The organism is Pseudomonas sp. IT-P260 (genome assembly GCF_949768395.1).
GTDB classification, from domain to species: Bacteria; Pseudomonadota; Gammaproteobacteria; order Pseudomonadales; family Pseudomonadaceae; genus Aquipseudomonas; species Aquipseudomonas parakoreensis.
This window is the reverse complement of sequence record NZ_CATKPO010000011.1, coordinates 299,532-317,355: the sequence shown is the minus strand read 5'-3', so window position 1 is coordinate 317,355 and position 17,824 is coordinate 299,532. Positions and strand designations below refer to the sequence as shown.

The window sequence follows — 17,824 nt, the reverse complement described above, 5'->3', positions numbered from 1 at the left end:
GACGTTAAGTCCCCTTTCTGAATATTTCGGGCCAGCTATGCACCAGGCTCAGCCCCATCACACTTCAGTTCTTTGATTTGCTCGCTCTGAATCGGAATCAAACAAACGAGACGCTTCTCTCCGAGTCCACGAAGCTCCGTCAAACTGAGCGTCACGTGCAACCCATCCTCAGCAAACGCATGATCCTCAAACCCGGCATCGGCATAGTCCGTCCAAAATGCCTTGCCTTCGAAACTGCAGAACCGCTTGGAGGACAGCACTTTCCAACCGCTGTTGGGCGCCAGTATCTGGACTGTCAGGCATGAACTGCCAAACGTGCTGACATAGCGCGCCACGACATCGCCGAAGCGCTGGGAGCCGGACAGGTACACCTTGTTGAGATCGGCTCATCAGCGACGATTGTGTCCAGGTAAGCCGCACGCTCCAGACTCAGTCTGGCCATGCAGTTGTTGATCGTCGTGACATGCGCTGCCACCCCTGGCTCGATTTCCGTGGCTTCAAGCGGGCATGTGGTGTCGCGTAGCTTGATCCAAGCGCGCTGGGATTCTCTGGCCATGGCGACCAGCGCCTTGCCCTGCTCAGGGTCAAGCCGTTGTTGAGCCTCAAACCGTCCCAGCAGTTTCTTGTAGCTGGCATTGAGTTGCGTGTCGGCTTCCTTGCGGGCGGCCTCCACACACCGATCGACCTGGGCGCTCACGGTGATTTCCTTGCAGTCGTCCTCGGCCATCGCAAGAGAGGCAAACAGGCATACAAAGGACAACGCGATAAAGCGCACAAACATGTTCAATGTTTCATTCCCTGAATAACGGATCGCTCAACTACGCGTTGAGGTATTTTCTGCGCCTTGCCCTCGGCGCTCATCGCGTCGCGGTACTGGCTGTAATAGCGCTGCGCTTCATCTTTGCGATCAAGGCGCCAGAGTGAATCGGCGATGTTCAACATCAGTACTGTGCGTTTACCGACGGCCTCAACGCCGCGATACAACTTCAGCGCCAGTGCATCGTTGCCGCCCTCGGCTAAATAGAAGCCAAGATCATTAAGACCCTGAACATTTCGAGCCGGTGGATGGCAAGCCATGTACGAATCCGCCCCCATGACCAAGCTCCATTCGATCTCGCTGGCTCGATATTGCGCAGATTCAATGTTCGAGAGGGTTTTCAGTAGTGCCTGTGGGGAAGGTGTCTCCATTTCAGGTTTGAGTACTTCACCCTCGTCGGTAGTCCAGCTATTGCCCACCCATTTGCCAGCGCAGAACTGATCATCACGCTGAAGCAGCACACAACCGGTCTCCATCGAAATCACATCGCAGTGACTTCGTGACTGGAAGCTGTCTTCACCACTCCCGTCTGACAACATTCCATACATTGTTTGGTTCACGAGTAAGGTCTTCTTGTCAGGGCTAAGCCATCGAGGAAGGACTTCGACCCCAATATCGGTTCCGTAGAGCGGGAATGTTTTTCCATTCGCGGTAAAGGTCGCGCTCGCCGCTTCCACTGAGTGTTCGGGCCATACTTTTGCTTTCAAATGCAATGTCAGTGTGTGCCCGTCGACTCCAGTGACTCGCACTTCTTCTGCCGTAGCCCCATTCGCCAGCAACAGACTCGCGAGCAATAGTGCGGATCTAAGGCTGCCCATACTCGATCCTTTTAGCCGCAGGGCTTGTTTGCTGTAACTGTCTTTCAGTGATGCCATAAGCCTCTATGAGCCCTTCCCAGGACCCCTTCGAACCAAACGACCGATAACTATTGCTGTAGCTGTAATGCTCCAACCTTCCAGCGGTGGAGTAATACCCGCGCCACTCCGGGCAGGATCCACACCCGCCATAACCGCCGATGAACACCAGGCTGCCCTTGCTTCCTTTTACACAATCCATCTCCACTGCCACGTTACTCAGCATCTTCGTCTTCTTACCGTCAGACGTGAGCTGTGAAACCTTGTCGATATTGCGCCGCAACACTTTGCCGCCAATGTTGATCGTCTGGTCGGAGCAAACCGGGATGAGGTGGGTTTCCGCGTCATCCACCGTCACGGATCGGCAGGACGACACCATCACCACTTCAACGCCGCCACATTGCATGACATCGCGCTGGGTGTAGGCGTCCTTGGGAGCGGCGAAAGCTGGAAACGAGAGCAACAGCGAAAGGCTGCCCGCGAAAAGATACTGATTCATGGAAAATTCCCTTTTGCCGTTAACCGGCCTGTTGTCCAGCCAGGCACTTTGCGTAGCCATCGGCGAATTTAGCATCGAATGACAACTCCACCGGCTCTTCCAGTTCAGCCGAGGTATTGAGCAGAACCCGAGTGACCGGGGTGTATTTGATCCAGCCGATAGTGCCGGTGCCGTCCGTATCAAATAGCAACTGGGCTCGCACCATTTCACCGTCGTCTTCATCAATCAGCAGGTTGACCTTGTCCTTGCCGACATAGCGAAACGGGAAGTTGCTGCTCCTGACCATTTTGGTGAGATAGCCGTAGCAACTCCCGGCTTCGGCAGTTGCCGGAATGGCGTAGGTGAGGGGCAACAGAAGAAGTGCACTCAGCATGGGCCGAATGGAAAAGCGGTTCATCCAATCATCCTTAATCAAACGGCGGCGATCACAAATCCTTGAACGTCAGCAGCCGGAACTCGTTGTTCACAAACTCGAAGTAGGGGGTTCTGTAACGGCTTTCGAGCTCATTACCCTGCGCGTCTTCTTCGATATCGGCCGCAATGCCGGAAACAATGAGCAGACGGCTATCGGGCTTGTTCGACAGGCTGAAGGTATTGCCGTCGTACGCATTCGGCAGCCCCACAACAACCTCCCCCGTGCGCGCATCCAGCACTTCGCCGCAAATGGCACTGCCACCACAGCCGACTCGGTACAGGAAGTAGTGGCCGGCAAAGTTGACCTTGCGTTTGAGTGCCTGTGCACGATCCTTATCCATCCTCGGGTTGCTGTGTTCTTGCGACACCGGTTCGTGATTGATACCAGTGAACTCTGGGGTGACGGTGTAATCCTTGAAGTCCGGGTCAGCGGCGAAAGCCACGGACGCGACAATGGCCAAGAGGCCGCCGAGTAAAACTGAACATCCCTTCACGCTGTAACTCCGTTCGGTCATCGTAGGCTTACTCAAAAGCCATGCTGCGCACCGCTGTTTTGATTTCTTCAAATCCTTCGGCGCTGATCGCCAACGGTATGGCCGAGCCTGACTCCGCCGAGCCTATCAACACGCTTTCGCCACGCAGCAGGCAGAAAGCAACGCGGGTGATGTGACGTCGTGACTTGTCATGGAAACCGAAGATGAACCCCGAGGACCTCTCCCCACCTAATGCCTCAAAGGTGTATCTGTTTTTTGGCCCCGCCAGCGACGTAGGCTCCCAACCATGATCGGTCAGGGTCGCCGGGCATTTACGGTCGTTACTCTCTCGCACAAGTTGCAACTCAATCGTGTCATCAAGCGGCGGCTTCTGAGTGGTGAGCACAGAAAAGTTGTTGGTGTTTTCACACATGACACCGAACCAGGGCTGGCTCAAGTTTGTGGGCTTTTCGAAATTCCACTCATAACCCGTCGAGGTCTGAGCCTGCGATAAACGCGGGGCGCTAGAGGTTTCAGGCTGTTGTTTGGCCGCAATGAATACCAGATCAGGCGTATTGAACTGCAACCATTGATCTTTCGAGAGCGTCATTGAGAAACGACAAGGTGTCATGTCGACCGCAGCTTCGGATGGGCCTTGCGCGATCTGCGACTGACCCGACGCATTGCCCACCGAGACAACACTTGCGGCGGCATGACTGGCCTGAGCGAACGCAGCAACGCTGATCAGCAATACCCGCAGATAACGAGGTCTCACGAAACCCGGAATCGACAATTCATCAGGCACAGTTCCACTCACTTAGAATTTAACGGCAAAGAATCGCGACACATCCGCGCTCCGAGTTTCAAATGCAGTGGCTCGCCTTGATCGGCTCTGGATCTTGCGACTTCAATCGCGCCACGTTGTCGATGCTCAACCGGTGACCTTTATCAGCCGCCATTTGATAACAGGCTAACGCTCGGGACATATCCTTTGTTCCCAACTCGCCACCCTCAAAGGTAGAAGCCAGATAACTCATCGCCTCTATGGAGCCCATGTTGATTGCTCGAATGACCTGCTCTTCTGCCTGCTTGGGGTGGAGGCAAGGACCGTCGTAATCGGTGGAGTTCCCCATACAAAAAAACGAGGCATAACCCAATGCACCACTCGGCGTCTTTGACGCGGCTTTGAACAACGCCTCAACCTTGCTGGTTTCCAGCTGGGACGCCATCTGCGAAAGGCTCAGTCTTGCCGCTGACTCGCTCGCCTCTGGATCACCCGACTCTGCTGCGCAGACATAATTTTCCAGAGACGCTTCAATCAACTCCACAGTTAGACGGTACTGCTCAAGAAACCCTAGCCCTCCTAAAGCCTCGGCACGTTGTTCGCAGAAGTTCTCGGCGCGGCTCATTCCGGGTTTACGTGTTGCGACAAGATCATTCTCGCTGATCGACCAGTCTTCGACGCCCTCAAGTACCCAACATGCCTGACGTGAGAAGTTGAAGATTTTTACATTGCTGTTGCCCGCCCGCTTATCGATCACGTTGACGTGACTGTCATCGACCTCTTCAATCTCGACTCCCGGTGTCTTGCCGGGTGTGATGGCGGCCATCAGCGGGTAGGTGAAAGAAGCTCCGCTGACGCCCGAGGTCGAAGGCTCAAAGGTACTATGGTCCTTGCCTGCTACCGGCTTCAACACAAGCGACTTGACCGTCATCGCAGTGAGACGGCGCTGTGATTCACTGCTGGCGGAAAACGCTGTCAGGAACGCAGGGAATTCCTCCGAAGGACAAGCGCCGATGGCCGGCGCTGTCGAAGTGCTCTTGTCGGATGAAAGAGCAGGGACGATCTTGTCCAGATACGCCGAGCGCTCACGGCTCATTCTGGCGATACACGAGTTGACCGCGAACACATGCGCCGGCATCCCCGTCTCGATCTCGAATGCTTCCAAAGGGCAGTTAGCATCGCGCAACTTCAGCCATGCACGTTGCGATTCTTTAACCTTCGCTGCGTACTCCGCTCCCAATGCCGGATCCGCTCGATAATCAGACTCAAGCCGCGCCATCAATTGCTTGTAGCTGAGGTTCAACTGCGTATCGGCAGCCTTCTTCGCCGCCTCCGAGCAGGGCACCATTTCCAGGCTTGAGCTGACATGGCTGCAGTCATCCTGCGCGTACACCGCTGAGAGTGGCAGCAGCAAGGCCATCAGGGTAAAAACAAAACGTTTCACTGTGTTCTTCCTTGAGTCATTCAGGCTTTGCGTTTGGTGAATCGGATGACGCATTGCTTGGGTATGTTCATTTCCCAGCAGGTGCTGAGCAACGCTTTACGCTTTTTGTCGACACGCAAATTAACGAATCCATCGCCGCAGTCCGGCTGCAACTCTTCGAACGTGCCGGTTTTGACTTGGAAAATGAACACCCGGTAGTAATGGTAAGTGCCCATGCCGTCATCGAGCTGCCAGATCGCGAAATCCTGAGCGCCGTCGAAATTGAAATCGTCGAACTGCATGTGGAGTTCGTTTACGGCTTCAAAATCGACCGTCCGCGACTCGTTATGCGTTTCGCTTTTAACCGCGACGTTCAGCGTGGAGCCTTCGAGAACCAGCGTCGCTTCGACGCCCTGGGTTGGGCTGAACGTTGTGGTTTCGGCTAACACCGGCATCGTCCACAGCAGGCCGAGCAATGATGCTGCTAGAGCTTTTGATCTCATGTACTCGCCCTACTCCCAGTTGCGTCCGGACTCCAGAGAGAGATCGACGCTGGTGATATTTCCAAAGTAGTAAACCTTGCCGTTGGACTTCTTCGTATACGTCATCGAGACGATCTGCGTTCCTTGAGTCACGAGCTCGTAGGTCCCCGCAACGTTGCCGCTGCTGACTTCAGACCAGCTTGTGGTGCTCTGCCAAGGGGCATCAGCACCGAGCATTTCGTTTTGGGAATCCGTCAACACAATGGAAATTGGCTCGCTGGCTCATCTGGAAAATCAGCTGGCAGTGAAGCAGGAAGTAAAAACCGCAAGACGATTAACGGGACAGGTTCAACTAAAAATGAACCATCCCGTTCTCTCTATTGCCGCGCGCAACTTTTAATGCTTTTTGTCCTGCAAGCTAAAGTAGCTTTTAATGCTCGCCGCATCTTTATAAGCACAGACCACTTTATTTCCCGCAACCAGATCAACCCCCTCCATACAATTATCTAAAGCTGGGTCAGGTAAGTCACCACTGAAATGAAGCAAGGATACACTTCCACCTTCTCTCCTTATTGGGAGTTCCATAACCGAGTAAGCAAAACCGTCAAATGCCGAGTTAGAAATTTTTCTTTTCGTCAATACAAACATGGATTTTCCGGCTCTCACAGGGGACTTCCACTCGTAGAAAAATACAGAAACGATCTGGTCTCCCTCAATCTTCCAAACATAATTTAGAGAAGGTTTGCCGGAATTCAATGATGAGTAATATATCTCAGCATCGGCAACATGCTCTTCTTTAGCTACCGCCTTCAGACTATTTTTCAAAAAAAATACAGCGATCTTTTCTTCGCCTAAAGAAGCTACCACCGTAGGATGGAATTCACCTATTGTGGGTGCGGCATCCGCAAACACATTAGACGCTACGAAGCCAAAAGCTACAAACGAAATAAAATACCGATTAAATAGAGTTAAATATTTTTTCAACTTTATATATCCTTTTGAGGAAAAAATGGAACAGACCACGTTTTCGGGCAATTACTAAAACCGTGGTCTGCCCCCATTTCACCCTCATCACTCTGCATAATGCGTTTCTGAATGCTTTAGCAGATTTAGAAAATTTTTCCGAAACTCGTTTATATCGTCATCATCACCACATACATTTATAGAAAAAACGTGTTCCTTTCCAGCCTCAAAAGACGTGGTAAAGCAAGCTGAATCAAGAAAATAAGTTGCCTCGACACCAGACCAATTTCCTCCAGAAATCCGCTCGGCCTTTGCTAACGGTTCAGAGCCCGTACCAAACTTTAAACCATCTTTCTCTTGAACATACTCGTTAGAGACAGCATCTTCCAGTGTCATCCCCTTGCATCGAACCCTAACATTTTCAGTTCTTCCGTCCTTGTACTTGTATTTTAAAAAAGTCACACCTTCATCCGACTTCATAACTGAAAAACCGGTTACGTCATGTGACTTAATAATGCAGCCATTACTTTGTGTCACTAGACCATCTCCCGCATAGACGAGAGAGAACGAGGACAGTAGATATAGCACAAAAAATCTGATCATTGCTTTTGCCTTTTAACAAATGATGGTATTGGCGCTAAGGGCTCCCCAACTGTAGAACTAACATAGAGCAAGTCCGACAATATAGCCTGCACATGAGTAAAAGCATCTCTGCGATCAGGTAGCCCATTCATTTTCGTGGTTGTAGTTGGCTTGCCGGTATTAATATGGCGACCGACCAAATCCAGTGTCGAATTACTCAATCTATTTTCCGCACGGAGAGGAACTTTACAGGCGTGCGTCTTCCAATCATAGTCTTCGCATACTTCGACAGCCCATAAAGCGTTATCAACAACTGGATCGCTAGTCTTATTGGCGCAATTATCTGCCCACCAAAAACCTGCGCTTTCGGCCTGATCATAAGTTTCCGTCTCGACCTTATCTCTCCAGACTATATTTTGTGCAGCATTAGCCACCGACCTGCCTCGATGTTTAAAATACTTAAGGTAATTTTCCTGGTGCGTGATTTGTATAATACCCCGCCCATACCAGTCACCGTATTTTTTATCCTTACCACGACCAGTCTCGGCAAATTTTGAAAAATAACCAGACTCTGTAAGGCCATTACCTATAAACTGGCTCATACGCTGCTTTGTTACAATTAGGTATTTTCGCATCGCCTTATTGAGAGACATCTGAATATTTTCTGCTCTTTCTAAGGCCCCAGCATACTTGATTCCTGCGCGATACAATATTTTGCTCTTGTGATCTTCCGCAACAAATGACCTTGGAATGCATTGCGTTAACTCATTAACACTTAACCAAGAGCATTTCCTGAAAGCCTCAATAAACTCTTTCGGTGGAAAATGCCAATGCTTTGGTCCGATTCCCGTTAAACCAGACTCCTCCCAGAAAGCCATTGACTCTTGATGAGCCTTAAGCTTTTCGTAATCTCCTTTTGGCATCGGAGGTCCAAGCTCTGACTCCTGGAGCAGCCATCCGTAGCGAGTTTCGAAATCACTTTTACCCCACTCGCTTGGAAACTTGAAAATACATCTTTTAAGCTTCTGCTTTGAAATTTCTTTTTCAATAATCTCTTGATTATGCTTCTTAACACGATAACTCTTGCTTAAAACGTGCTCTTCCTCGGGTTTAGCAGGAGTGTGCTTTAAATCAGGAGATCTGGATGCCTCGACAATGCCTTTGGACGGAGGAAACAATGGGTCTTCATCCAGTTTCAATAACGTACGTAAATACGGCGACTGGCAATGGCTGTCTTCATCAGTATCATCGTCGACTAGCTTCCAGCCCAGCCACTGAGGAAAATCGGCATCACTAAAAATAGTGACAGTGCTACTATTTAAATTAACCCACCCGGCGCCGTCAGGAAATGCAATCTTACGCCAATGGGCAGCGCCTGCCGGAACCAATTGATCCGGTCCCAGTACACGGCCAAAACGAAGTAATTCATAACCTGCACTTGGGCAACCAGCAAATCGAGCTGCTGCCTTTTGATAGAGGTCGTACTCAAAATCTTTATCTTCTTTTTGCTCACCTATACATTCACCCTCAAGTGTATAAGTTCTAAGCAGGCACTGTCCTTGACTATAACTCATGCGCACAAACAGATCTTCTGCCGGACGGCGCACACAACTCGAAGCATTATTTGTATCAGTCCATGAACTAGGATGCTCTGCATACCCTATGACTTCTGGAGGCAAGTAAAAATACATATCACCCCAGCAACTGTCTTTTCTTCCAGGATGGGTTTGATATGACAACTCCCTCTCGGATCGGCCTATCAAATTTTTAACTTGGCTATCATCCGCGATAATTTCAAAATGAATTTTATTTCCAGCACCGTAGATCTGACCGGCCTCACCAATCGCCTCCTTGCGATAAATCTGCATTCCCTTCGTAGGGTTTTTCACCGCTAATTTTGAAAGATGCATATAAATTGAGAAAAAAACCACCTTCGAATTTGCACCCTCTCCAATTTCAGTTTCGTGCCGAAGAACAATGCAGCCATTGTCCGTCCAGCCGCTGTAATTCAGAGGGGCATCTTCACTCGTATCCACGGGTGCAGGCTCGCGGAAGTAGGCCAGCGTTCCATCCGCAATCGCGCGTACCGGCAGTGCACGTCCAGCCTCTTTGGGGGCCTTAAGGTGAGTACCGCCATGCCAATTCAAATCAAAGCTGATCGGAAAAAAGCCATCGCCTGGCTCACCGCAAAGCATCGCTCGATTCAAATACGCTTCGTCGCTCTCTCCAGCGGTTGGAGCAGGAAGAAATGGAGGGCTAATCAACATAGGTGTGGTCCATATTTAATAAATTCTTCATATCCATTGAGCGCTGGAGTCACAGCGATAACAGGTACTTGGTTTTTGGTTTCGGCTCTTCTGGCGCATTTGCAATCGCCTGATCCATCAAACTCCCCGCCTTATCCTTATCCGCCGCCCCCGGCAGCACCGGCGGTTTAATCCCGATCCCGGTGCCGCTCCCCGGCGAGCCACCCGCATTAATCTTCACCACCGGCCCAACCACCGTCACACCACCGCCATCCAGCTTGATAAAGCTCCCACCCCCAAGAATGGTCAGCTCCGTCCCCGCCTCAATAACAATCTTGTCCCCAGCCTTGAGATGAATCTCTTTCCCCACGCTGGTTAGCTGCGCCGTGCCCAGCTTCACATGCTGGTTCTGCCCAACCGTCAGGTGGTCATCCAGCTTCGCTTCAACCTTGCGGTCGGAGATCGTCGTGCGGTGTTCTTCAGCCTTGAGTTCGGTGTAGGTGTTCTTCACTACAGTGTCGTGGCGTTCATTGCCGACCCGAATCTTCTGGTCATGCTCGATGTTCTCGTCCCAATCACGCTGGGCGTGGATGTAGATCTGCTCCGCACCTTTCTTGTCTTCAATGCGCAGTTCGTTGTAACCGCCACCACCCGGGGAGCTGAGGGTTTTGAAGATGCTTCGGGTTTTGTTGGCCGGCAGGGCGTACGGCACCGGGTTTTCCTTGTGGTACAGGCAGCCGGTGACGAGGGGTTGGTCGGGGTCGCCTTCGAGGAAGGTGACGAGGACTTCCATGCCGATGCGCGGGATGCTGATCGCACCGTAGCGGTCGCCGGCCCAGGAGCTGGAGACGCGTAGCCAGCAGCTGGTTTTGTCGTCGGCCAGGCCTTCGCGGTCCCAGTGGAATTGCACTTTGATGCGGCCGTATTGGTCGCAGTGGATTTCTTCGCCTTTGGGGCCGGTGACCATGGCGGTCTGGCTGCCGAGCACGCGCGGTTTCGGGTGTTCGAGGGCTGGGCGGTAGAACACGTCCCACGGGGTGGCGAGGAAGGTGTTGCGGTAGCCTTGGTGGAAGTCGTCCTTGTTGTCGGTGGTGTCGCTGGTCACGCCTTCTTCGAGGACTTGCGGTTGTTTGCCTTCGTGGAAGATTTCGGTGAGCAGCCACAGGTCGTTCCACTCGCTACGCGGGTGGTCGGACATGGCCATGAAGTGGCCGCTGACCAGCTTGGTCTGGTCGCCGCGACCTTCGGCCTGGCGGTAGTCGGCGCGGTGGCGTTCGAGGGCGCGCTGGCTGAGGAACTTGCCTCGCGCACGGTCGATGAAGCGGCCCGGGTAGTCGTAGTCTTCGAGATCCGGTTCAGTGCTCTCGCCGTCAGGCTTATACGCGGCCTCCATTTGCAGGCGCGGTTTTTCGAAGTCGTAGTCGCGGCGCGTGGTGCGGCTGGTGCGGGTTTCCAGACGCAGTTTGAAGCCTTTGATCACCGGCTCTTCGGCGACCATGCCGCTGCCTTGCACGTACGCGGTCGGCTGGCCGAGGTCGGGGAACACGGTCTGGTCGTCGCCGAACACCAGCAGGTGAGCCTTTTCGCTGTGCTGGAAGTGGTAGTGAATACCCTCCTCTTCACACAGGCGCTGGACGAAGTGCAAATCGGTTTCGTCGTACTGTACGCAGTAGTCACGATCCGGGCACGGCTGGCTCAGCTGGAAGCTGTAGGCGTTGCCCTTGATCCCGTGTTCGTCGAGGATCAGCGCGATGATTTTCGGCGCCGACATCTGCTGGTAAATGCGCTGGTTGGTGCGGTGATGCAGGTATTGCAGCTGCGGCACCAGCGAGACCTTGTAGCGGGTCAGGCGCTTGCCGGCATCGCCTTGGGCGACGCGGTAGATCTGGCCGTGAATGCCTGACCCTTGTGGATCGAACGCCAGAAACGCCTGCTTGTGCAGGAGCTTTTCCAGGTCCAGATCGGGGTTTTCGCTGACCAGTTCGAGGTCGAAACGAAACGGCTGGCTGATGCCTTCGGTGCCGGTGAACGACAGCACTTGCAGGTCGCCCACGTAGTCTTCGACCTTGAGGCTGAAGTGGGTTTCGTTAGCTGGGTTGAACATAAAGCGCTCCCTGTTCGAATGTCGTCCGTTACGCCCGAAGTCGCAACCGTTGCAGCCAGGACGAAGTGGCGCCCAAGGCGTCACGCAATTGGTCGGCAGTGATGGTGCGTTCTGCCGCATTGAAGCTCAGCGCAGTTCGCAACGCTGGCCAGCCGTGTTTCGGTAAGTTCGCCGGGGCTTGCAGCTCGCGCTCCAGGTGCTCGTCGCGGGCCTGGGTCGAGGGCAAGCGGCGGAACGGGTGTTTGCCGCTCGCCAGTTCATAGATCACGCAAGCCACGCCGTACACGTCCGCGCTGGCCGACAACGGTTGGCCCTCAAGCAGTTCGGGGGCGGCGTAGCCCGGAGTCCAGGCGTTGAAACGCTCGCGGCTCAGGTGCGGCAGGCCGGGCAGTACGCCCTCGTCTGCCTGGCCGAGACCGAAGTCGAACAGGCGCAGGCCGTCTTCGCTGAGCATGACGTTGCTCGGCTTCATGTCACCGTGCAGCACGCCGCGACGGTGGGCGTAGGCCAGCGTATCGAGCAGCGGCAACGCGATGTCGCGCGTTTCTTTCCACGGCAGGCCCAGGGGCCGCTCGCAGAGCAATTTGTCCAGGGTCAGGCCACGCATGTATTCCATGGTGATGAAGGCCCGCTGGCAGTCGGTGTCGACTTCAAAGGTGTGTGCACGCACGACGTTGTCGTGGCGCAGGCGCCGGGTCAGGGCGAACTCGCTGTAGAGCAAGGCACTGGCGTCCGGCGATTCGGCAAATTCTTCGCTGAGGATTTTCAGCGCAATGTAAGGGTCGGGATCGCCGAACTGCTCGTGCAGCAGATCTCGCGCCCTGTAAACCGCACCCATGCCGCCCGCCCCGAGCAGACGCTCGAGGTGGTAGCGGCCGGCGAGTACGTCCGGCAATGCACCGATGCTGGCCTTGGTCGGCGCCAGCAACGGCTCGGCGTTGTTTGCCTTGGCGAAGGCGAAGTAGGTCAGGTTGCTGGCCTGCTCTTCGCTCATCAGCAAGTCATCGACTGAGGATTCGATTTCAGTCATTGGCGGATCACCACGGCAGTCAGGTTGTCCCGGGCGGCGCCACGCAGGGCGCCGTCGAACAGACGTTCCAGCGCCACGTGCGGCGCGCTGAGGCTGAGGGCGCAGCCGAGGGCATCGCTGCTCAGTCCTTGGTACAAACCATCGCTGCACAGCAAAAACGCATCGCCCGGATAGACCTCGAGTTCGAGGACATCCAGGGTCAGCTGTTCGGCCGCACCGACGGCTCGGGTCAAGGCCTGAGCCGCCGGGTGCGCTGCCGCCTGTTCGACGCTCATCTGTTGCTCGTCGATCAGTTGCTGCTGCAGCGAATGATCCTTGGACAGCTGATACAGCCGCTGCCCACGCCACAGGTAACAACGGCTGTCGCCGGCCCAGATGCAGGCCGCGCGATTGCCTTCCACCAGCAGCGCCACGACGGTGCTGCCCATGATGCTGTCGTGGCGCCCGGCGGTGACCGTCAACTCTTGCCCCAAGCGCCGGTTCAGCCAGTGCAGGCACTGGCGGATGGCTTTGAGGCGTTCGTCGAAGTCCTCGTACTGCGGCAGTTCAGCCAGGCTGGCGACGATCAACTGGCTGGCGATGTCGCCACCCTGATGACCGCCCATGCCGTCCGCGACCACCCACAGCCCCTGCTGTGGCGAGTCGAGGAAGGCATCTTCGTTGCGCGACCGCACCTTGCCCGGGTCGGTTCGCGCCGCGCTGCGCCAGGGACTGGCCACCAGCATCAGAGCTGCACCGGCATACGGAAGGTGCGCAGCACGCCCATGTCGAACGGGTTCGGCGTGCGCTGGCTGGTCAGCAGGTAGTTGGCGCGCAGGCCACCCACGTCGGCTTTCAGCACCAGCACGTCGCGTCCGGTCAGGTACTCGGTCTGCATCAGGTCGAACAGACGGAACAGCGACCATGGGCCGGAGTTCTTCTCGATGCCGATCGGCCGCCCGGCCATCTTGTCCATCACCAGACTGGTGCGACCGTCTTCAGCATCGGTCGGCCACTTGAACGTCATCGGCAGGATCGGACCGTGGCGGTACTCCATGGTTTTGTCGCCGAACTTGAACTCGGAACGGCTCACCGCCGGGTCGAGAGTGTACGGCTCCAGTTTGAACTGTACGGTCGGCTCGGCCGGGTTGATCGAGAAGAAGCTCTGACGAATCGTCAGGGCTGCCGCCATCTGGTCGAGATACATCTTCGATACCGGCAGGCTGTGACCGTCGACGCTGCGCATCCGGTAGTTGCCCGGATCACCGCTGACGAACGGACGCATGTAGCTGTCGAAGAAGCGGTCGACAGTGCCTTGAGCCCGGAAGAACTCGCGGAAGTCGCTGATCGCCACGTCGCTGGTGCTGCTGGCACTGAACGGATAACGCTTGCTGATGGTTTTGCCATACACGCTGTACAGCTCGTTCTGATAACGGCCGTTCAGGTATTGGTAAGCATCGTTGAGCACCAGACGCCACGAGTCTTCAGCCAGCACGTTGAACCACACGCTCAGCGGACGCGGCAGGCGACCCGAGGCAGCACGCAGGTTGGTCAGCGCATCACGCTGGCCGCTCATGCGGGTTTTCGCCATTTCGAACGCGGCTTGTTCCGGCGTGCTGGAACGGGCCAGACCGGACAGTTGCAGTTGCAGGTCGTTGAGCGCGCTGATGGCCGGGGTCAGGTCAGCGGCCGGGCCGTTGTTGTCATCGAGCAAACGGTGCAGCGGCTCGAAGCGCCGTTGCAGCGACTTCTTCGCGGTGTCCGGCAGGCTTTTCGCCACGGCCATCGCCGAAGCCTTGTCGGCGACAGCCGAGGCCAGTTTGCCGACCTTGCCCAGTTTGCCCTTCTGCCCGGCCAGTGCATCGGCGGCATCACCGGCTTCGTCCACCGGATCGGCAGCGGCCGGGAAGCGCGTGTTTTCACGTACTTCAGTGAGCAATGCCAGCACCGGCGAGTTGGCCGACGTCAGGCCCGCCAGTTGCTCGGCGCCTTCACCGGCGTCGCTGATCGGCGGCAAGGCCACCTGGCCAACGGCTTCGCTCCAGTAGTTGGCGTAGTCGCGGAAGTACAGTTGCTCCAGCTCGACCATCAGGCGACGCAAGTCCATGTCGCTGATGCCCGCGCCTTCACCCAGCACCCAGTTGTCACGCAGGATGTCGGTGACCAGCGCCGAACCCTGCACCGAGAAGTACTGCTGATAACCCTGCTGGGTGTAGAACCCCGGGATCACGTATTCGGTACCGATGAACAGCGAGCCTTGCGGGCCGAGGTGCTGGCTGAAACGGTATTCCGGCAGGTTGCGCGCCTGCTCGCGGAGCATGCGGTAGACCACGGTGGCCAGCGATTCGGCGCGCAGCACCTGACGTGCCTGAGTCACCAGTTGATCGTTCAGCGGGTAGATGAACGGCTGCTTCAGCAGGCGCTCAAGGTGAGTGTTCAGACCGTTCTGCACCGCAGTGTTGCCGGTGTAGCGCTGCGACCAGTCAGTGGCGACCCAGTCCTTGAGCCACACGGCGTCACGACGGTCTTTCATGTTCAGCATCAGGTACGCACGCAGGCTGTTGAGCAGCTTGTCGCGGTCCTTCATGTTGGCGCGGATCTGCCCTTCGAGCATCGTCGCGACCCGTGGCAGCAATTGCGCCTCGAGCTCATGCTCGTAGGCTTGCCTGACCACCGGATTGACGTCTTCGCCTTGATACAGACCGCCACGCTCGTGGTACGAGACGTCGCCCTTCTTCGGGAACACCTGAGTCGCGGCGTAGCTGGTGTCGAGGGTTTTCAGCACGCCCATCGCGTCATCACGCGGGCTCAGCGCCGAACGCTGCTGAGTCCAGTTCTGCGCCAGCGTGCGCAGGTTTTCCAGACGCTCATAGTTGGCCGAGAAACCACCGGCCCAAAGCATGCCGAACAGCGCCAGTGCCGCCAGTGCGCCAACGTACAACGCACGCTGGCCCCAATGGATGCGGCTGCGCTCGCGCTTGTCGAGGCCGGCCAGATCCGACTCGGGGAAAATCACCCGGCTGAACAGATGATGGATGAAGCGCGAACGGCCACTGCGCAGAGTCGGCAGCACGCCGGCACTCATGCCGAGGCTGGCGCCGATGCCGGCGGTGGTCGCGTCCATTTCCTGGGTCAGGTGCGGCGCACTGGTCAGGTAGAAACCCCGCAGCAGCGACGCGCGCTGGTAGCGGTTGCCAGTGAACGCCATGTCGACGAACAGGCACAGGCGCTCGCCGATCTGCCCCAGTTGATGCGGGAAGTCGAGGATGCGGCCACGGCGCTGGGTATCGCGTTCCGAGTGCATGCGCATGATCACCTGATTGTTCAGGCGCCGCAGCAACTCTTCGAACTCGCCGCGCAGTACCGCGACGTCGGTGCCGACCTGATCCTTGCGGAAACTGGTGCCCAGCACCTGATCGCTTTCTTCGCGGGTCAGTTGATCGAAGAACTCGTCGAAACCGAGCAGCTTGTCGGCCTTGCTCAGCACCAGATACACCGGCACATCGACGTGCAGTTTCTGATAGACGTCTTGCAGACGACCGCGCACCTGACGCGCCAGGGTGTCGATGTCCTGCTCGCTGCCACCGATCAGGGACTCCACCGGAATAGTCACTAGCACACCGTTCAACGGACGCCCGCGACGACGCTTGCGCAGCAGTTCGAGCAAGGTGGTCCAGGCACTGCCGTCGACTTCGGCGTCCGGCTGGGTGGTGTAACGTCCGGCGGTGTCGATCAGCACGCCGTGGTCGGCGAAGTACCAGTCGCAATGCCGGGTGCCGAGGGTGTCGCGGGTCAGCTTGCGGTCGATCTTGTTGATCGGGAATTCCAGCCCGGAGAAGTCCAGCAGGCTGGTCTTGCCGGAGGCCTGCGGACCAATCAGCAGGTACCACGGCAAATCGTTGCGCCAGCGCTCGCTGCGGCCGCGATACAGGCTCGAAGTCTTCAGGGTTTTCAGCGCGTCCTTGAAGCGCGCCTTCAACTCTTTCTGCTCTTCTTCGATCAGTTCGTCGCGACGGATGCGATCCTGGCCGTCTTCGGTTTCTTCGACGGCTTTCTTGCGGATGCCCGCGCGCCAGCTGACGAAGACCATGGTCAGGCCCCAGATCAGGAACAGGACGCTGATGGTCAGCAAGCGAGAGGTCGAGCTCTCCCAGAACTTGTAGTCATCCACCGCCAACAACGGGCCGACGAACCACACCAGCAGCGCCACGAACAGCACCAGCAGCAGAGTCCAGACCCAGGTCTGGCGCAGGAAGGCGCCGACTTTCTTGAAAAACTTTTTCATCACACGTCCCTGTTTACGGCTGCGACTGCGGTTGCACCGCGGCCGGATCAAGCGGCTGATAAGGTTGCAGAACGGTGTCGCGCTGCTCGCCCAGGACCCAGGCGAAGCCCGAATACATCACCACCAGGCAGACCACCGTGAACAGCACCACCATCCACGCCGGCACGATGCGCACCAGGTTGCGGCGCTGGTCGTTGAGGCCTTCCCAGTGCGGCGACAATTCACGCGGCACGTCGCCACGCAACTGACGGATCTGCCGGTACAGGGCGTCGCGGATGCCCTCAAGCTCAAGCATGCCACGCGCCTGCACGCGGTACTTGCCCTCGAAACCGAGGGACAGGCACAGGTACATCAGCTCGAGCATCGGCAGGTGCTTGACCGGATTCTTCGACAGCCGATCGAGCAGCTGAAAGAACTTCTCGCCACCGAAGGTCTCGTTGTGGAAGCTGCTGAGCAGGCTCATCTGTGACCACTCGCTTTCGTTGCCCCACGGCGTGGTCACCACAGCTTCGTCGACCACGGTGCAGAGCACGTAACGCGCGGCCATCACCTGACTGCTTTCAGCGCCGTTGTGCAACGCGCGCACTTCAAACAGCTTGAGCCCGGCGGTCAGGCGCTCGTTGAGCGCGTAGAGGTCTTCGCGGGTTTCGCTGTGCTTGAGGCGCACCACTTCCGAGAGCAGTTCGGACGACGCTGCCACCAGCGAATTCAGGCTGATGTTGAACGCTTCCGCCGGGCGCAGGCGCGCGGCGTAGATCATCCGTTCTTCCAGTTGCTCGAAGCGCGGCGGCGCGGCGAAGTCGGTCAGCGGACTGGCTGCCGGTCCGTGGCCCTGACGATCGAGCAGGACGGTTTTGTCGTCCTGGTTGTAATCCGTTTCCTTGATCAT

16 protein-coding genes and 1 pseudogene are annotated in these 17,824 nt (G+C 56.3%); 1 reads left to right on the top strand and 16 read right to left on the bottom strand.

Going from position 1 to position 17,824, the window contains the following annotated elements:
* Nucleotides 1-35 precede the first annotated feature (35 nt).
* The 8 genes and pseudogenes from ACM6HV_RS08285 to ACM6HV_RS08250 form a co-directional block, all read right to left on the bottom strand.
* Nucleotides 36-781 (bottom strand): annotated as a pseudogene (locus ACM6HV_RS08285) (lysozyme inhibitor LprI family protein).
* Nucleotides 782-783: 2 nt separating this feature from the next.
* Complete coding sequence (locus ACM6HV_RS08280) at nucleotides 784-1,635, bottom strand: tetratricopeptide repeat protein (RefSeq protein ID WP_414903958.1); 852 nt, start codon at nucleotides 1,633-1,635, stop codon at nucleotides 784-786.
* A complete protein-coding gene (locus ACM6HV_RS08275) occupies nucleotides 1,622-2,170 on the bottom strand; it encodes a hypothetical protein (protein WP_414903957.1) in 549 nt (182 codons plus the stop codon). The genes ACM6HV_RS08280 and ACM6HV_RS08275 overlap by 14 nt, the downstream gene beginning before the upstream one ends.
* Nucleotides 2,171-2,189: 19 nt before the next feature.
* A complete protein-coding gene (locus tag ACM6HV_RS08270; protein ID WP_414903956.1) occupies nucleotides 2,190-2,567 on the bottom strand; it encodes a hypothetical protein in 378 nt (125 codons plus the stop codon).
* Nucleotides 2,568-2,595: 28 nt separating this feature from the next.
* On the bottom strand, nucleotides 2,596-3,099 hold the full coding sequence (locus ACM6HV_RS08265) for a hypothetical protein (RefSeq protein ID WP_414903955.1): 504 nt from the start codon (nucleotides 3,097-3,099) through the stop codon (nucleotides 2,596-2,598).
* Between the two features lie 7 nt (nucleotides 3,100-3,106).
* Nucleotides 3,107-3,862, bottom strand: coding sequence for a hypothetical protein (locus ACM6HV_RS08260; RefSeq protein WP_414903954.1), 756 nt, complete (start codon nucleotides 3,860-3,862; stop codon nucleotides 3,107-3,109).
* Nucleotides 3,863-3,920: 58 nt separating this feature from the next.
* Nucleotides 3,921-5,285 (bottom strand): lysozyme inhibitor LprI family protein, encoded by a 1,365-nt coding sequence (locus ACM6HV_RS08255; RefSeq protein WP_414903953.1) that lies wholly within the window; start codon nucleotides 5,283-5,285, stop codon nucleotides 3,921-3,923.
* A 20-nt stretch (nucleotides 5,286-5,305) separates the two neighbouring features.
* Nucleotides 5,306-5,767: an XAC2610-related protein gene (locus tag ACM6HV_RS08250; protein WP_414903952.1), complete on the bottom strand. Its 462-nt coding sequence runs from the start codon at nucleotides 5,765-5,767 to the stop codon at nucleotides 5,306-5,308.
* A gap of 154 nt (nucleotides 5,768-5,921) precedes the next feature.
* On the opposite strand from ACM6HV_RS08250, the gene ACM6HV_RS08245 reads away from it, so the two are divergent.
* Nucleotides 5,922-6,146, top strand: a complete 225-nt coding sequence (locus ACM6HV_RS08245) for a hypothetical protein (protein WP_414903951.1) — start codon at nucleotides 5,922-5,924, stop codon at nucleotides 6,144-6,146.
* Here ACM6HV_RS08245 and ACM6HV_RS08240 read toward each other — a convergent pair.
* From ACM6HV_RS08240 to icmH, 8 genes are all read right to left on the bottom strand, one after another.
* Entirely contained in the window at nucleotides 6,143-6,730 is a 588-nt protein-coding gene (locus ACM6HV_RS08240; RefSeq protein WP_414903950.1) for a hypothetical protein, read from the bottom strand. The genes ACM6HV_RS08245 and ACM6HV_RS08240 overlap by 4 nt on opposite strands.
* A gap of 87 nt (nucleotides 6,731-6,817) precedes the next feature.
* The gene (locus ACM6HV_RS08235; RefSeq protein WP_414903949.1) at nucleotides 6,818-7,189 is read right to left on the bottom strand and encodes a hypothetical protein; all 372 of its coding nucleotides are present in this window, start codon (nucleotides 7,187-7,189) and stop codon (nucleotides 6,818-6,820) included.
* A gap of 119 nt (nucleotides 7,190-7,308) precedes the next feature.
* Nucleotides 7,309-9,558, bottom strand: a complete 2,250-nt coding sequence (locus tag ACM6HV_RS08230) for a hypothetical protein (protein ID WP_414903948.1) — start codon at nucleotides 9,556-9,558, stop codon at nucleotides 7,309-7,311.
* Nucleotides 9,559-9,607: 49 nt separating this feature from the next.
* Nucleotides 9,608-11,641 (bottom strand): type VI secretion system tip protein VgrG, encoded by a 2,034-nt coding sequence (locus tag ACM6HV_RS08225; RefSeq protein ID WP_414903947.1) that lies wholly within the window; start codon nucleotides 11,639-11,641, stop codon nucleotides 9,608-9,610.
* 28 nt (nucleotides 11,642-11,669) lie between these two features.
* Nucleotides 11,670-12,671: a serine/threonine-protein kinase gene (locus ACM6HV_RS08220; protein WP_027610390.1), complete on the bottom strand. Its 1,002-nt coding sequence runs from the start codon at nucleotides 12,669-12,671 to the stop codon at nucleotides 11,670-11,672.
* Nucleotides 12,668-13,396, bottom strand: coding sequence for a PP2C family protein-serine/threonine phosphatase (locus tag ACM6HV_RS08215; protein ID WP_414903946.1), 729 nt, complete (start codon nucleotides 13,394-13,396; stop codon nucleotides 12,668-12,670). Before ACM6HV_RS08215 ends, ACM6HV_RS08220 begins: the two co-directional genes overlap by 4 nt.
* On the bottom strand, nucleotides 13,396-16,935 hold the full coding sequence (gene tssM / locus ACM6HV_RS08210) for a type VI secretion system membrane subunit TssM (RefSeq protein ID WP_414903945.1): 3,540 nt from the start codon (nucleotides 16,933-16,935) through the stop codon (nucleotides 13,396-13,398). The genes ACM6HV_RS08215 and tssM overlap by 1 nt, the downstream gene beginning before the upstream one ends.
* A 13-nt stretch (nucleotides 16,936-16,948) precedes the next feature.
* The gene (icmH, locus tag ACM6HV_RS08205) at nucleotides 16,949-17,824 is read right to left on the bottom strand and encodes a type IVB secretion system protein IcmH/DotU (RefSeq protein ID WP_047297298.1); all 876 of its coding nucleotides are present in this window, start codon (nucleotides 17,822-17,824) and stop codon (nucleotides 16,949-16,951) included.

What these genes read in the sequence shown, in the direction of transcription:
- ACM6HV_RS08280 (WP_414903958.1), bottom strand. Translation starts at nt 1,635, where the DNA reads ATGGGCAGCCTTAGATCCGCACTATTGCTCGCGAGTCTGTTGCTGGCG.
- ACM6HV_RS08275 (WP_414903957.1), bottom strand. Translation starts at nt 2,170, where the DNA reads ATGAATCAGTATCTTTTCGCGGGCAGCCTTTCGCTGTTGCTCTCGTTT.
- ACM6HV_RS08270 (WP_414903956.1), bottom strand. Translation starts at nt 2,567, where the DNA reads ATGAACCGCTTTTCCATTCGGCCCATGCTGAGTGCACTTCTTCTGTTG.
- ACM6HV_RS08265 (WP_414903955.1), bottom strand. Translation starts at nt 3,099, where the DNA reads ATGACCGAACGGAGTTACAGCGTGAAGGGATGTTCAGTTTTACTCGGC.
- ACM6HV_RS08250 (WP_414903952.1), bottom strand. Translation starts at nt 5,767, where the DNA reads ATGAGATCAAAAGCTCTAGCAGCATCATTGCTCGGCCTGCTGTGGACG.
- ACM6HV_RS08235 (WP_414903949.1), bottom strand. Translation starts at nt 7,189, where the DNA reads ATGAAGTCGGATGAAGGTGTGACTTTTTTAAAATACAAGTACAAGGAC.
- ACM6HV_RS08230 (WP_414903948.1), bottom strand. Translation starts at nt 9,558, where the DNA reads ATGTTGATTAGCCCTCCATTTCTTCCTGCTCCAACCGCTGGAGAGAGC.
- ACM6HV_RS08225 (WP_414903947.1), bottom strand. Translation starts at nt 11,641, where the DNA reads ATGTTCAACCCAGCTAACGAAACCCACTTCAGCCTCAAGGTCGAAGAC.
- ACM6HV_RS08220 (WP_027610390.1), bottom strand. Translation starts at nt 12,671, where the DNA reads ATGACTGAAATCGAATCCTCAGTCGATGACTTGCTGATGAGCGAAGAG.
- ACM6HV_RS08215 (WP_414903946.1), bottom strand. Translation starts at nt 13,396, where the DNA reads ATGCTGGTGGCCAGTCCCTGGCGCAGCGCGGCGCGAACCGACCCGGGC.
- tssM (WP_414903945.1), bottom strand. Translation starts at nt 16,935, where the DNA reads ATGAAAAAGTTTTTCAAGAAAGTCGGCGCCTTCCTGCGCCAGACCTGG.
- icmH (WP_047297298.1), bottom strand. Translation starts at nt 17,824, where the DNA reads ATGATCAAGGAAACGGATTACAACCAGGACGACAAAACCGTCCTGCTC.